This is a genomic window from Pseudomonas sp. MT92, assembly GCF_058792515.1.
Map to the genome: position 1 here is coordinate 283,280 of NZ_JBXAFA010000003.1, position 15,340 is coordinate 298,619.

The window sequence follows — 15,340 nt, forward strand, 5'->3', positions numbered from 1 at the left end:
GCCGATGGATAAGCTAACTACACCTCCGAAAATGGCGTATTGATAGATGACAAAGAAAAAATCAACGACGACCTCCCATGAGTATGCAAAGTCGTAACCGAACATTAGTCCCATGGAACCTATAACAGGTGGAAATACAAACGCGATCATAAAAGCGATACTGAAGGGGCCGCCCAAAATGACTTGCCATGAAAAGATCTGTGGCGATCCCAACCCAAAATCCATGTAAACGTCATTCAGCTCGCCAATATGCGGGCCGTAGGGTGGCATTGGTGTCGGTAAGGGGAGCGGTGCCAGATACGTAATTTTTCCTCTTGGAAACGGTTCAATGTCTCCAGCTTTTCTTGGCTGTTGAAGTTGCGGTGTGCCGCCTGGCTTGTCGTGATTATTCGGCATGATCGGCTTGCTCCAGAAACTCGGTTTCGACCAGCACAACCGACGGTCTCTCTTGTTCTTTCTGGTGGACAGCTACGCCACTGAGCACCTCTGGAAAACCACTCATGCGCGACGTTTTCCGTTGGAGGGCGAGCGCTGTACCTCGGCAAAAATCTCGGTGATAGGCCGTCGCGGCTGGCGTTTTTGCAGCTGCCGGACCTGTTCACTCAGGCGCAGTAACTCTTCACTTGGCTTGGCCCATTGATTTTTCGGCAGCGGCTCCGACCATTCGCGCATGGCGTCGGGCAGGGCTTGTTTGCCGATTTCTTCGAGGCGGCGCACTTCCCATTCGACGAGGCGGTTGGGAATCGTCCACAAGGTCATGACGTGGTACAGGTACCAGAAGAAACCCGATGTTCGACTGCGCGAACCGTCGCGGATCTGCTGGTGCATGCGTGCGCGGGCGTTGCGGAAGGTGTGCAGGCCTTCGTGGGGCGGGTCGTCGGGGCCTTGCAGGTCTTGCAGGTCCTGGATGGATTTAAGGTCGTTGACTTCGTATTCCATGTAGCCGCGAATGGCTTCCCAATGGCTGATGGCGAGCGGCAGGCCAGCGCACTGGAATTCGAGGCTGGTGAGGGTTTCGCCGTGGTGGTAACCGATGCCCATGCCGTACTGGCGATGGATGCCGTACTGGGTGGCGCCCTGGGCTTCGATGACCCAGGCGGAGAGTGATTCCCAGGGGACGAAGAGTGGCTCGGTCGCGCCTGAGGGCATGAAGCAGACTTCTCGGCGTTGGCGGTTGAAGCGGGTGGGGATGAGGGTGGAGCGTTTTTTGTGGTTGTGGTGCCAGACTCCCAGGCCGATGAGCAAGATGAACGGGCCTGTGAGTATTACGTGCTCATAGCCTACTTCAAACATCACAACCATTGAGTCCCATATGGCTTCCTGCTCATACCCAAAAATAATTCCCAGTAGTCCGGTGATTAGTGGGAACAAAAATATTATTGAGGAAGAAACGCTGAAGGGTCCACCCAAAGTCATTTGCCACATAAAGACCTGCGGAGATCCCAACCCAAAGTCCATGTACACATCATTCAGCTCGCCAATATGCGGGCCGTAGGGTGGCATTGGTGTTGGTAGTGGAAGCGGCGCGAGATACGTAATTTTCCCGCTTGGAAACGGTTCAATGTCTCCAGCTTTTTTGGGCTGCTGAAGCTGCGGCGCGCCGATTGGCTTGTCGTGATTATTCGCCATGGTCGGCCTTCTCCAAAAACTCGGTTTCGACGTGCAAGACCGGAGGCTTCTCCTTGACCAAGTGGGAGGCAACCACCGAAAAATGGCCTTCACCACGAGGATCTATATGTATGACGGAGGTACGCGACGCCCACTCGCCTTTGGCATTCAACGTCTGAATGCAGACCGCCAGCTCCAGTGTTTCTTTCGCTGGTGTGTACTCGGTGCCAGGATTCAGCGGATATCGAAGACAGAGCACCAAGCCTTCGGGGGTTGATCTGACGATGCGCAGGCTGCTCACGACCTCGTCGCTGATCACGTCCTTGCGTTCCCGTGGTGCGCCCTGGCTATGCAAGGGAAGGGAAATACGGTGGGCACCGATACCCAGTCGATGGGTCGGCTTGCCGCCAAAGGGAGGTAGAAGGTTTTCCAGCGTCAGGCTTGGCAGCACCAGATGGATATCGCTGGGTCTGGCCTTGAAGAGCAGGTCTTTCAACCAGGAGTCGTAAAGGTTCGGACCCAGTTGCGCGTAGGGTGCGTGTATCACATAGGCTAGATAACGTTGATACTCATCCAGCGAGTGATCGCCGCGCATCTCGGCATCCCGGCTCCAGGGTGTGGTTTTCAGCCACTTGTCATGGGCGCTGAGGTTGTAGCGGCTGAACAGCCAGGTGCCACTCAGTTCCAGCACAGTGAACAGTGCGCCTGCCAGACTGACGCGGAAGAACACGGTGGAAAGACGAGTGGCGGCGGCTGTCCAAGCCGTAATGCGTGCTGCACTGTTTTCCGCAGCGATGACGATGTAACCAGCATGTAAGGTCGATCCAAGACCATATGCATTGAAGGCAGTCAATCCGCCGGCACCCATTGTTGCCAGTGCAGCAGCAGCTTGTGCCGGATGATTTCCGCTACGGATCGCCTGCTGCCAATTTTTGATGTGTTTTTGAAGACTGATCGCTGAAGACACAAATCCGAAACCATAGGTGAAGATGCCCAGCCCAATATGCAATTTCCCCATCTGTACATGTACATGTTGCAAAGCATGGTGCTGAAGCCCTACAACGAGTGTTGCGCTCCTAGCTCTCAAAGCTGTATTTCCAAGACTCTGTGCAGCGGTAAACCCAGCAGCTCCCGTAGCTGTAAGCGCCGAAAGGAAAGCTATCTGTTTTTTCCTGTCTCTGGTCTGACTTATAAGTTCCCTGTAAGCCCCCACCAAATTCACCACCTGCACCAAAACCACCACCAACCCCATCCCTTCAGTCTTCACCAGGCTGCCCGTCGACACTCCGCCCAGCCCTGACCGAATATTCCCCAACAAACTCCGCAACTCCTGCTGCTGGGCCGGCGGGAACATCACCGTCACGCCGGCCCGAGCCGGGGTTGCGCCGTACAGCCGTGCCGACTCGTCCGGCAGTTCCGCAATCGGGCTTAACGCCTTGGCCAGCCGTCCTTCGATCAGCGCCAGTCGTGCCCGCACCCGCACGATTTCGTGCTGCAACTCCACGGCCCGCGGGGTTTTGTGGCCCTGGCGGTTTTTGTTGCGGGTCAGTTGGTTGCGTTCGCGGTTCAGGGTTTTCAGGTAGTCGCGTTCACTGAGCAGGTCCTTGATTTCCCGTTGCAAGGCGGCCTGTTCGGCCGGGCTGGCGACGGTGAAGGTCACACCGCTGGTTTTTGCGGCATCGAAGAGCCGCAGCTTCAGGCCCTTGGGCAGGCGCTGGAACAGTTCGTCCAGGTCGGGGATTTTCTCCGCCGCGAGGTCGAAGCCTTCCAGTACGCGGGCCAGGCCCAGGTTCAGCGCCGGGCTGTAGGTGTGCTGCACGGCCTCGGCGACGGCGCGGGTGTGGTCGGGCAGGTCGTCGAGGGCCGGCAGCTGCGGTTGCTCGATTTTCCGCAGTTTGGCCAGCCACTCCGCCAGGTTGTTGAACATCGCCATGCCGGCGTTGAACAGCGTTGAATACTGCCCGACCTGCTCGGATTGCAAACGCAGCGGCAAGGTGTAGAACAGCGCTCGGGTCAGCTCCGGGTGTTCTTCCAGATAGCCCAGCAATTGCTCGGCGGCCGCGTCGCTGCGGCAGAGGTCCTTGAGGCAGGCGTATTCGGCGGTGAACGCCTGGCCGAGTTGCGCCGGCACTTGTGCGTCGTAGTACCAGGCCGAGCGATGGTAATGGCCGGCACACAGCAGTTGCGTGCGGTCGGCGGTGATGCGGTCGAGCAGGCGGTTCCAGCGGCCGAGGTCGTCGCGATGACGGTTCAATGCCTCGTCCATCGCCGGGCGGTCGATCAGGTCGTTGACCCCGCGCTTGCCGCTGAGCACCGGGCCGTCGAGCACGTTGCGCATGCGCAGGTCCTGATCCTTGCCCAGATCGACCAGCGCCGACAGGTGCCGCTCGACGAAGTCTTCGGGAGCGACCGCTTCGAAGTACTGACGGGTGTAGTAGCGTCGATCCGCGTCGGCCATGGCCCGACCGTGGGCGGTGAAGTCCGGTGCGACACCGTCAAAGCGGTTCAGCTCAAGCGCGCGGTCGAGGGTTTTGTCCCGTAATTGCTCCAGCTCCGGGGAAGCGGCGGTGTCGCTCGGCTCGATCTTGCCGCCCTTGTTCAGGTAGTCGAGCAAGGCCTTGCGGGTGTTCTCGCGATCCGGCTCGGGCAACTGCTCCAGTTCGGCAAACACGGCTTTGGCCTGCGGCTGGTCGTTGGCCTTGGCCAGACTGTCGATGTCCTGGTCGCTGAGCTGACTCAGGGACTCGATGTAACAGGCCAGCAGGTAATCGCGCTGGTTGTTGTCGGCGTTGCTCCAGTCATCGACCCAGCCGACCACGGTGTCCTGATAGTCGGCCAGATCGCGCATCACGCCGAGGTCATCGTTGACCAGCAGAAACAGTGTGTCGTCCTGATAAGGCGCGCGCACCCGTCCCAGGAATTCGCCGATGTGTGCCGCGCGGAAACGCCGCGGTTGCTCCCACAGATAAGGCTCGCGTTCGTGTTCGGGGGCGTCGCTGACCTGCACGGCGGGCAGCTCGACCTCGCCCGTTTGCGGGTCGTTGGCCGATTCTGCGCCGGTCGCTACTTCCGCCAGCCATTGTCGGGCCTGGGCGACGGTGAGCAAGTGCTCGCCACCCAGTTGGCAATGTACCGGCCCGAGGTCGACCGCCTGCATGAAATGCTTGCGCTCCTCGGCGCTGTCCAGCACCTGACGGCATTTGGCGGCACTCCACTGCACCTCGGCGAAGGTCACGTACAGGGTGCTCTTGCGGGAAAAGATCAGCGCCGGGCGTTCTTCGATGGCCGCTCGCTGATCCTCGTGAACCGTTTTGCCTTTGTGCAGCAGCGCGCTGACGACACCGTCGAGCACCCGGTACTCGTACAGCTCGCCGCTGAGGCTGTCGATCAGGTACAGCCAGCCATCGCGCAGCAGGCGGACGCCCAGGGGGCGGGCGGTGAGGGCGTAGGGCATCTCCAGTTCGGCGCCGGGGTCGAGGGTCTTTTCCACCAGGCCGTAACGCAACGGCAGCAGTTGCACATGGGTTTGCCGCAGCGGGCAGGCAGCGGGTGCGCCGATGGGTGATTTCGAAGCGGCGGCGGCCGCGAGGTTGGCGGGGTGTTGGTTCATGATGGGCCTCGTTCAGACGCCCATTGATGGGCCAGGGCCGCAGCCAGCGCGACGCGCTCGCCGGGTGATTGCAGGGAAGGCGTGTGGAGCAAGTGGCGGATGTGCGGGTGCCGGTCGAGGTCGTCGCCCTCCAGCCAGGCCACGACATTGGCGTAGTAAAACAACTCGGATTGACCCTGCAGCCCGAGGGCAGAGGCCTGGACCTCCAGCTGTTCAAGCCTGGCCCAGCGCTGGGCCAGACTGTCGCCGGGGTGGCGTTGGGGAAAATGGCTGAGCAGATGTGCGTCGAGTTCAAGCAGCGTGCGCCGGTGATCAACCTGATCCAGCGCCGCGATCTGTTCCGGGCTGAGTCGATAGGGGGCGGGCAGCGCGGGGCATTCGGGGTGTCCAGGGCGATGACTGTGCCAGACCGTGTTGACGCAGTCGGCGGTCACCACCCAGGACATCGGGCCGAACAGACTTTGATCGGCGCTGGCCAACAAGGCCCGCATCACGGCGGCATCGGCCAGTCGCAACAGTGCCGACAGGCCTTCGGACAGCTCTACGGTCAGCAGCTTTCTCAAATGTTCGGCGACGACATGGGGTTGAGCCGGGCTGAACAGCAGCACACCGCACTCCATGGGGGCGTGTTGCATGAAAAACCGCATCACGGCGTCGTCCGGTTGCTCGACGGCCACCAGCAATGGCGAGACATCGCGCAAGGCGCTAAAAGGTGGCTGGTCGTACAGGGGCAGGGTGAGTGCAGCGCGGTTGAGCCGTTTTATCCGCGATGGCAAGTCGCTCAGCGTCGCGCCATCGAGCAGCACAAAGGCCTGCTGCTCGCCCCATGGCAGATTCTCAGGCAAGGAAGTCGAAAGGCTCATGCCTGGGCGGCCTCGCAGATCAGGCAGCGCGAGGCGCGGGTCGACACCAATGCGTGGCGCTGCTGAACCGCATCGAACGCCACCTTCAGCAATGGCAATGCGCCCGGTACCAAGGGTTCCGCCAACAGGCCCACCGCCGGAGCGCCACCTTCGACAATCGCCACGCTGCTGAAGATGCCTTCAGGCCCCAGCGTCAACCAATGCCCGCCGGCCTTGATCGTCACATGGGCGCCACCATCGATGACCACTTGCTGGCCGGCACCGAGGTGCACATGCTGGCTGGCGCTCAGTCGCTGACTGGCGACACGAATATGACGGTCGCCTTGCACCGACAGATGATCATCCTGTTTGAGTTCGGTCAGGCGATTGCCGTGGGTCAGGTGATGTTCATCACTGCGCAGCTCATGGCTGGCAATGCCGCCGACCACCACCGACAGCTGGTTGTCGACCTGGATGCGTTGGTCGTTGAGCACATGCTGGACATAGTCGCGCTGGGCGCGAATGGCGATTTCTTCGGCGCCTTTCCTGTCCTCGATCCGCAGCTCGTTGTAACCGCCACCGCCGGGGCTGCTTTGGCTGCGCAGGATGCTGCGCGTCTGTTCCGCCGGAAGGTCCAGCGGCACCGGGGTGACGGCATTGGGCAGGCAACCGAGGACAAACGGTTTGTCGGGATCACCTTCGGCGAATCCCACCAGCACTTCCATGCCGACCCGTGGAATCTGCACGCTGCCGTAGCGATCATGGGCCCAGCCCGTGGCCACCCGCAGCCAGCAACTGGTCCGCTCATTGAGCTGACCGTCCCGGTCCCACATCATCTGGACCTTTACCCGGCCGTAGGCATCGCAGTAAATCTCTTCGCCGGGCGGGCCGGTCACCACTGCGTGCTGGTTGCCGGGGATGCGCGGTTTGGCGTGTTTCAGTGCGGGGCGGAATATCACATCCCAGGGCGTCGCGACAAAGTGGTTGCGGTAGCCCTGAATGAAGCCATCACCGTTGTCGGAGGCCGCCGCTGCCTCCTCCAGCACTTGTGGCTGTCGACCAACGTGCACGACGCGGGTCAGTAGCCATAAACCGTTGCAGTCGGGTCGCGGGTGCTTGCTCATCTCGACGAAGCTGCCACTGCGCATCAGGCTCTGGTCGCTGCGGCCGTTGCCCTGACGGTAATCGGCGCGATGCCGCTCCAGGGTGCGCTGGCTCAGGTGCTCACCGCGATCGCGAAGGGTGAACTGCCCGGGAAAGCCGTAATCCTCCAGCACGGGAACACGCGCCTCGGCGGCCTCGGCTTCCAGTTGCACATTGGGTTTTTCGAAGTGGTAATCGCGGCGGCTGACCTGGGTGGTGCGGGTTTCCAGGCGGACATTGAAGCGGTCGATCACCGTTGCGTCGGCGACCATGCCGCTATCTTGTGCGTAGGCTGTCGGTGCGTCAGGCAGGGGGAAGACGGTCTGGTCGTCACCGAAGACCAGGACGTGTCCATCGGTGTTGTGCTGGAAATGAAAGTGCAGACCTTCTTCCTCGCATAACCGATGGATGAAATCCAGGTCTGACTCGTTGTATTGCACGCAGTACGGGCGGGGTGGGTAGTCGGCACTCACCTGGAAGCGCCAGACGTCGGGCTGCATTCCGTGATCGCTCAGCACGCTTTGGATGATTTGCGGCACGCTCTGTTGCTGAAAAATTCGCTGGTTGTGACGATGCGCCAGATAGGCGAGATGCGGCACCAGCGTCATCTGATAGCGGGTCAGCCGGGCGCCGGAATCGCCTTGGGCGACGCGATAAACCTGCCCATGAACACCGCTGCCGTCGGGACCGAAAGAGAGATGGGCCGGCAGGTGCAAAAGTGATTCGAGATCGAGGTCTCGGTGTTCACTGACCAGTTCCAGTTTGACCTCATACGTCTCGTTGAGCGCCTCGGTGAACTTGAACTCAAACACTTGAAAGTCGTGGGGGACGCCCTGGATATCGAGCTTGTAAACGACGGGTTTGCCGGCAATGAGCATTCACATTTCCCTGTGTTTTTTTTAAGGCACGGGACTTTGCGCGGGTCCACGGCTTGGCGCAGTCAGGCGAATCGCTTTGATGTGTAGGACGATTCCGAGATTGAGTGGCGCCGCAGGGGCAGTCCATCGGGCGTCTGCGACGGGGCCAGCGGGAACAAATCCTTTAGCCACAGACGGCGATCGTTTGCTTTTGCGCTACAGTGGCGGCTGCACGTATCACGCGTGCAGCGGTTTTCTTGTCTGGAGACAGTGGCTTGTCGAGTGCCCCCAACCCTGTTGAATCCACCCATCGCTGGCAGGATGTTCTGGCCGGGCTGTCGATTGCCGGTCTGTTGCTGCCCGAGGCGGTCGCCTATTCGAGCATTGCTGCGTTGGCGCCGCAGGCCGGGGTGATCGCGCTGTTTGCCGGGTTGCTCTGTTATGGGCTGTTCGGCACCAGCCGGTTTGCCATTGTCTCGGCCACTTCGTCGGCGGCGGCGGTGCTGGCGGCGGCGACGGCGACCCTGGCCAACGGCGATCCGCAGTTGCGTTCGACCCTGGCTGCCGGGCTGGTGCTGGTCACCGGCGGGCTGTTTCTGCTGGCCGGGATTTTTCGCTTTGGCAGTGTCACGTCCTTTATTGCCAAACCGGTGTTGCGCGGGTTTGCCTTTGGCCTGGCGCTGACCATCATTCTCAAGCAGGTCGCCAGTGTGGTCGGTGTGCATCTGATCGACGCCAACCTGGTGCGCTTCGCCCCGCAATTACTCGCACAACTGCCGCAATGGAACTGGCCGGCAGCCGGTGTGGCGGCGGTGGCGCTGGTGTTATTGCTGTTGTTTTCGCGGTTTCCACGGGTGCCCGGTGGTTTGCTGGTGGTGGTGATCGGCATCGCGGCTGGCCAGTGGCTGAACCTGTCGGCGTATGGGGTGAAGATGATCGGACTCATCGACCTGAGCCTGGAAGTGCCGAACCTGCCAGCCTTACCATTTGCCGATTGGCTGCGTTTGGGCGAAGTGGCGTTTGCCATGGTGATGATCCTGTACGCGGAGTCCTACGGCTCGATCAGTGCCTACGCGCTCAAGCATGGTGACCGGGTCAATTCGAACCGCGACATGCTGGCACTCGGGGCCTCGAACCTGCTGTCCGGCCTGTTCCATGGCCTGCCGGCGGGGGCAGGGTATTCGGCGACATCGGCCAACGAGGCGGCGGGTGCCACGTCACGGCTGGCCGGTGGCGTGGCGGCGCTGGTGGTGTTGCTCATCGTCATGACGGTACTGCCGTATATCGCCTTGACCCCGGAGCCGATCCTCGCCGCCATCGTCATTCATGCATTGGCGCGCGGGTTGAGCCTGCAGCCGTTGGGGCGATATTTCATCTGGCGGCGTGACCGTGTGCTGGTGATGTGCGCCGTGGGCGCGGTATTGGTGCTGGGGGTGCTGGACGGCTTGCTGGTGTCCGTGGCGATCAGCGTGCTGCTGATGCTCAAGCAAATGTCGGCGGCCAATATCCAGATTCTCGGCCGGATCGACGGCGGGCACGACTTTGTCGACGTGCAACGTCATCCCGCGGCGGAAACCGTGCCGGGCGTCCTGGTCGTGCGACCGGATGAAGCGTTGTTTTTTGCCAATGTCGAGCGGATTCTCGGTGCTGCCTTGCACTTGATCCGGCACCCACCGGCACCGATTCATACCGTGATCCTCAGTCTGGAAGAGTCCCCCGATCTGGATGGCACCAGCATCGAGGCGATGCAGGAGTTTTTCGTCCGGGTGCATAACGAAGGCAAACGACTGATTCTGGCGCGTCTCAAGGACAGTGCGGAAACGGTATTGTCGGCGTTGCCCGAAGTTCGGGCCAACGGGGTGATGCTCAGCGGGCTGAGCGTGGATGGCGCTGTGCAACGAGCCTACAAGGATTAAGGCATGACCTGTGGGAGCAAGCGCGCTCCCACAAGGGGCATGCCACTAAAGCCTGGGCATAAAAAACGCCGCTCATCTCACGATGGGCGGCGTTTTTCATTGCCTTGCAGCGTTAGGCTTGAACGACCGGGATGTTGGCGTTCGCAGCCGCTTCGCGGAACTCGGCGATCTGGTCGAAGGACAGGTAGCGGTAGACATCAGCCGCCATGCTGTCGATCTTGCCAGCGTATTCCATGTACTCCTCGACGGTCGGCAGGCGACCCAGGATGGAAGCCACCGACGCCAGCTCGGCCGAAGCCAGGTAGACGTTTGCGCCGTCACCCAGACGGTTCGGGAAGTTACGGGTCGAAGTCGACACGACAGTCGAGTTCGGCTCTACACGTGCCTGGTTACCCATGCACAGCGAGCAGCCCGGCATTTCCATGCGCGCGCCAGCCTTGCCGTAGATGCCGTAGTAGCCTTCTTCGGTCAGTTGGTGAGCGTCCATCTTGGTCGGCGGCGACAGCCACAGACGGGTAGGCAGCTGACCTTTGACCTGTTCCAGCAACTTGCCGGCAGCGCGGAAGTGACCGATGTTGGTCATGCACGAACCGATGAACACTTCGTCGATTTTCTCGCCAGCAACGCTGGAGAGCAGGCGAGCGTCGTCCGGGTCGTTCGGCGCGCAGAGCACAGGCTCCTTGACGTCGGCCAGGTCGATCTCGATGACTTCGGCGTATTCAGCGTCTTTGTCCGCTTCCAGCAGCTCAGGGTTGGCCAGCCAGGCTTCCATCGCTTGAGCACGACGCTCCAGGGTACGCGCATCGCCGTAGCCTTCGCCGATCATCCAGCGCAGCAGGGTGATGTTCGACTGCAGGTATTCGGCGATCGACTCTTTGGACAGCTTGATGGTGCAACCGGCAGCCGAACGTTCGGCCGAGGCGTCGGACAGTTCGAACGCTTGCTCGACGGTCAGTTTTTCCAGACCTTCGATCTCCAGGATGCGACCGGAGAAGGCGTTCTTCTTGCCTTTCTTCTCTACGGTCAGCAGGCCAGCCTGGATCGCGTAGTAAGGAATGGCGTGAACCAGGTCACGCAGGGTGACGCCTGGTTGCAGTTCGCCCTTGAAGCGAACCAGGATCGACTCAGGCATGTCCAGCGGCATGACGCCGGTGGCTGCGGCGAACGCAACCAGACCGGAACCGGCCGGGAACGAGATACCGATCGGGAAACGGGTGTGCGAGTCGCCACCGGTACCGACGGTGTCTGGCAGCAGCATGCGGTTCAGCCACGAGTGGATGATGCCGTCGCCCGGACGCAGGGAAACGCCGCCACGGGTCATGATGAAGTCAGGCAGGGTGTGGTGGGTGGTCACGTCGATCGGCTTGGGGTAAGCCGCGGTGTGGCAGAAGGACTGCATCACCAGATCGGTCGAGAAGCCCAGGCACGCCAGGTCTTTCAGTTCGTCACGGGTCATTGGACCGGTGGTGTCCTGGGAGCCCACGGTGGTCATTTTCGGTTCGCAGTAGGTGCCTGGACGAATGCCAGTCACGCCGCAAGCCTTGCCGACCATTTTCTGCGCCAGGGTGAAACCCTTGGTGCTTTCAGCCGGTGCTTCAGGCTTCTTGAACAGCGTCGAAGGTGGCAGACCCAGCTCGGCGCGAGCCTTCTCGGTCAGGCCACGGCCGATGATCAGCGGAATACGGCCGCCGGCGCGAACTTCGTCCAACAGGACCGGAGTCTTCATTTCGAAGGTGGTCAGGACTTCGTCGGTACCGTGCTTGCAGACTTTGCCAGCATGCGGGTACAGGTCGATCACGTCGCCCATGTTCATGTTGGAGACGTCGAACTCGATTGGCAGTGCGCCGGCATCTTCCATGGTGTTGTAGAAGATCGGAGCGATCTTGCTGCCGAAGCAGAAACCGCCTGCGCGCTTGTTCGGCACGTAAGGAACGTCGTCGCCGAAGAACCACAGTACCGAGTTGGTAGCCGATTTACGCGAAGAACCGGTACCGACCACGTCGCCGACGTAGGCGATCGGGAAGCCGGCGTTGCGCATTTCTTCGATCTGCTTCATCGGACCGGTGACGCCTTGTGCGTCAGGCACGATGCCGTCGCGAGCCATTTTCAGCATGGCCAGGGCGTGCAGCGGGATGTCTGGACGGGACCAGGCATCCGGAGCAGGGGACAGGTCGTCGGTGTTGGTCTCGCCGGTAACCTTGAACACGCGCAGGCTGATCTTGTCGGCCAGCACCGGGCGCTTCACGAACCACTCGCCGTCAGCCCAGGATTGCAGTACGCCCTTGGCGTGAACATTACCTTTCTTGGCTTTTTCAGCGACGTCGTGGAAGGCGTCGAACATCAACAGGGTGTGCTTGAGTTCTTCGGCCGCTACTGGTGCCAGTTCGGCGTCGTCCAGCAGGTTCACCAGGGTCACGATGTTGTAGCCGCCCTGCATGGTGCCGAGCAGTTCAACAGCGCGTTTTTTGTCGATCAGAGGGGATTTGGCTTCGCCTTTGGCGATGGCGGACAGGAAGCCGGCCTTGACATAGGCTGCTTCGTCCACTCCCGGTGGAACGCGATTGGTGATCAGGTCAACGAGGAAAGCTTCTTCGCCAGCCGGGGGATTTTTCAGCAGCTCGACCAGGCCTGCAGTTTGTTCGGCGTTTAGCGGCTGGGGAACGATACCCAGTGCTGCACGCTCTTCGATATGTTTGCGGTAGGCTTCAAGCACAGTATTACCCTCATCAGTGGTCCCAAATGGGTGTCCGGGACGCTCATCCAGAAATTGCCGTACTCATGCGCTTCATGGCGTTGTGAGCCACTTAGCCAGAATTACCGGCAATTTCTTACAGAAGCTGCTTTCAAAGTTTTACGCCTGCAGAACGGGAGCTGATGAGGGTTGGCGTCGGGTTTTTCCCCGCTGGAAAAAACCTTTCGCCAACACCGTTCTGAAGGAACGACTGTGCTCGTGACGCTTTGAAAACAGCTTCCAACGGACATTGGCGCCTAAAAAGGCTGGCTGATTCTACGGTAAAAAAAATTTAAAGGTAAGTCGGGCTCTATTGGACTTTGGTGGAGAGCCGACCCCGGAATGTTGACGCGCCGGATGCGCAGAGCGTTGAGGGGTGATCAATGGCGGACAAAGGGCTAACATGCCGCTCTGTTTTGCTTTTTCGCGTTCTCCCCTATGCCCAATCAGACCATCAAGACCCCTTGCGTCGGCCTCTGCTCCACTGTTTACGGTGATCTGGTGTGCCGTGGCTGCAAGCGTTTCCATCATGAAGTGATTCACTGGAACGGCTACAACGAAGACGAAAAGCGCGCGGTATGGCTGCGTCTTGAGCAGTTGTTGTCCCAGGTGATGGCGGCCAAGGTGGAAATTTTTGATCCGGCGCTGCTCCGAATGCAGCTGGAGCAGCGCAAGATCCGCTTCGTGCCCCATCAGTCGGAATACTGCTGGGCGTATCAGTTGATTGCACGGGGCGCGCGGGTGATCAACAACCTGGAAGCCTACGGCATGGTGCTGCTGCCGGAGTTTCGCGACTGGAACCTGCCGGAGCTGCGGGACGCCATTGATCGGGAATTCTTTTTGCTTTCAGAAGCGCATTACCAGCGCTATATCGCGCCGGGGTTTCTGAACGATGCGTTTGGCGGCTAAGAGCATCGCGGGCAAGCCCGCTCCCACAGGTTTTTCATCGATTTTGTGGGGGCGGGCTTGCCCGCGATGGCAATCTGCCAGGCGCTGCTGGGCTTAATGCTTGCTCGCGATTTCATCCAGGTGATCCTCGACTTCCTGCGGCTTGAGCACCAGCACATCGCTCTCCACCGCATCGAGCACCACTTCCGCCGTATTGCCGATCAGCGTCCCTGAAATCCCCCTGCGCGCCACGGTGCCAATCACCGTCACAGCCGCCTGCAGCTTGTGCACCATGAACGGGATCAGCACGTCCGCAGGGCCTTCGGCGATGTGCAGGTGTTCATCGTCGACGTCGAACTCCGCCTGGAACGCCTTGCACTGTTCGCGATAGCGCGCTTCGATGGTTTCGCTGAGCTGGAAGGTCGGGTCGGCCGACGACAGCATGGGCGACGGATGGGCGCTGATGACATGCAGGTGCGCTTTGGCCATGCTGGCAATGTCATAGCCGTAATCGATGATGGTGTTGTGCAGATGGCGATGCTCACTGTCGATGTTGCCGACATCGACGGCCGCCAGAATCACTTTGTCCTTCCAGGAACCTGCGGTTTTCACCAGCAGGACCGGAGTCGGGCAGGTGCGCAACACTTTCCAGTCTTCCGGGGTCAGCAGGGCCTTTTTCAGCGGGCTGTCGGGGTAATGCTGCTTGATGACCAGACCGCAGCCTTCGGCTTGCTGCACCGTGACGATGGTTTCATGCAGGCTGCTTTCCCAGGCCTGTTCGGTGGTGACGCTATAGCCATCCGCCACCAGCGCCGCCTTGAGCACGCCGAGCATGGCGCTGTGGTCGTGCTTGCGGTCGCAGACCAGCAGGTGCAAATGAGCCTGGGTCACACCGGCAATCAATTTGGCGCGCTTGAGCGCGAGGCTTTCCGAGTGCTCGGGTTCAAGAACCACCAGAATGCTGCGAATGGCTTGCATGATCGGGATCTCCGGAAAGTAAGGACTGCGTGAAACTACTATAGATGCTGGTCGCCTGCACGGGACTTGATGCATATCAACGGTAGCGTCTGGTGGTCTTCGGGCAGGCCGGTATAATCGGCGCCCTTCGTTTTGAACCTTTTGTCCGTGGGCCCCATGATCCTTCCCGAAATACACGAATTCCTTGGCTGCCGTACCCCCGATGGTTGGGTTCAAGCCGCACTGGCCGATCAGGAAACCCTGCTGATCGACCATAAGAACTGCGAATTCAAGGCTGCCAGCACGGCGCTCAGCCTGATTGCCAAGTATCACTCCCACGTTGATCTGATCAACATGATGTCGCGCCTGGCCCGGGAAGAGCTGGTGCACCACGAGCAGGTCATGCGCCTGATGAAAAAACGCAAGATCGGACTGCGTCAGCTGTCCGCCGGGCGTTACGCCTCGGGGTTGCGCAAAGTGGTGCGCAGTCACGAACCGGTGAAACTGGTGGATACCCTGGTCGTCGGCGCGTTCATCGAGGCCCGCAGTTGCGAGCGTTTCGAAGCGTTGGTGCCGCATCTGGACGAAGAGCTGGGCAAGTTCTATTTCGGCCTGCTCAAAAGTGAAGCCCGGCATTTCCAGGGTTACCTGAAACTGGCCTATCAATACGGAGATGCCAAGGATATCGCCCAGGTCATCGACAAGGTCCGCGCCGCCGAGCAGGAGCTGATCGAGTCGCCGGATGTGGAGTTCCGCTTCCACAGTGGTGTGCCGACTGCGGCCTGAAC

Annotated in this window: 9 protein-coding genes; 3 read left to right on the plus strand and 6 right to left on the minus strand. The window is 60.4% G+C overall.

Annotated elements, in window-relative coordinates:
• Positions 1-498: 498 nt before the first annotated feature.
• From AC1Q6D_RS07165 to AC1Q6D_RS07180, 4 genes are read right to left on the minus strand one after another with little or no spacing between them, the layout of a single operon-like run.
• Complete coding sequence (locus AC1Q6D_RS07165) at positions 499-1,629, minus strand: hypothetical protein (protein ID WP_207291493.1); 1,131 nt, start codon at positions 1,627-1,629, stop codon at positions 499-501.
• The gene (locus AC1Q6D_RS07170; protein WP_103405603.1) at positions 1,619-5,218 is read right to left on the minus strand and encodes a toxin VasX; all 3,600 of its coding nucleotides are present in this window, start codon (positions 5,216-5,218) and stop codon (positions 1,619-1,621) included. The genes AC1Q6D_RS07165 and AC1Q6D_RS07170 overlap by 11 nt, the downstream gene beginning before the upstream one ends.
• Positions 5,215-6,081, minus strand: a complete 867-nt coding sequence (locus tag AC1Q6D_RS07175; protein ID WP_103405604.1) for a DUF4123 domain-containing protein — start codon at positions 6,079-6,081, stop codon at positions 5,215-5,217. The genes AC1Q6D_RS07170 and AC1Q6D_RS07175 overlap by 4 nt, the downstream gene beginning before the upstream one ends.
• A complete protein-coding gene (locus AC1Q6D_RS07180) occupies positions 6,078-8,081 on the minus strand; it encodes a type VI secretion system Vgr family protein (RefSeq protein WP_103405605.1) in 2,004 nt (667 codons plus the stop codon). Before AC1Q6D_RS07180 ends, AC1Q6D_RS07175 begins: the two co-directional genes overlap by 4 nt.
• Positions 8,082-8,335: 254 nt before the next feature.
• Between AC1Q6D_RS07180 and AC1Q6D_RS07185 the strand changes: the two genes are divergently transcribed.
• On the plus strand, positions 8,336-9,976 hold the full coding sequence (locus AC1Q6D_RS07185; protein WP_103405606.1) for a SulP family inorganic anion transporter: 1,641 nt from the start codon (positions 8,336-8,338) through the stop codon (positions 9,974-9,976).
• Between the two features lie 112 nt (positions 9,977-10,088).
• On the opposite strand, the gene acnB is transcribed toward AC1Q6D_RS07185, so the two are convergent.
• Positions 10,089-12,689 carry a bifunctional aconitate hydratase 2/2-methylisocitrate dehydratase gene (acnB, locus tag AC1Q6D_RS07190; RefSeq protein ID WP_103405607.1) on the minus strand — a complete coding sequence of 867 codons (2,601 nt, stop codon included), beginning with the start codon at positions 12,687-12,689 and terminating at the stop codon, positions 10,089-10,091.
• A gap of 456 nt (positions 12,690-13,145) precedes the next feature.
• Between acnB and AC1Q6D_RS07195 the strand changes: the two genes are divergently transcribed.
• A complete protein-coding gene (locus AC1Q6D_RS07195; protein WP_103405608.1) occupies positions 13,146-13,616 on the plus strand; it encodes a DUF1289 domain-containing protein in 471 nt (156 codons plus the stop codon).
• Between the two features lie 93 nt (positions 13,617-13,709).
• Here AC1Q6D_RS07195 and AC1Q6D_RS07200 read toward each other — a convergent pair whose 3' ends face one another.
• Positions 13,710-14,573, minus strand: coding sequence for a universal stress protein (locus AC1Q6D_RS07200; RefSeq protein WP_103405609.1), 864 nt, complete (start codon positions 14,571-14,573; stop codon positions 13,710-13,712).
• Between the two features lie 156 nt (positions 14,574-14,729).
• On the opposite strand from AC1Q6D_RS07200, the gene AC1Q6D_RS07205 reads away from it, so the two are divergent.
• Positions 14,730-15,338 (plus strand): MiaE family protein, encoded by a 609-nt coding sequence (locus AC1Q6D_RS07205; RefSeq protein ID WP_047528259.1) that lies wholly within the window; start codon positions 14,730-14,732, stop codon positions 15,336-15,338.
• The last annotated feature ends 2 nt before the right edge of the window (positions 15,339-15,340 follow it).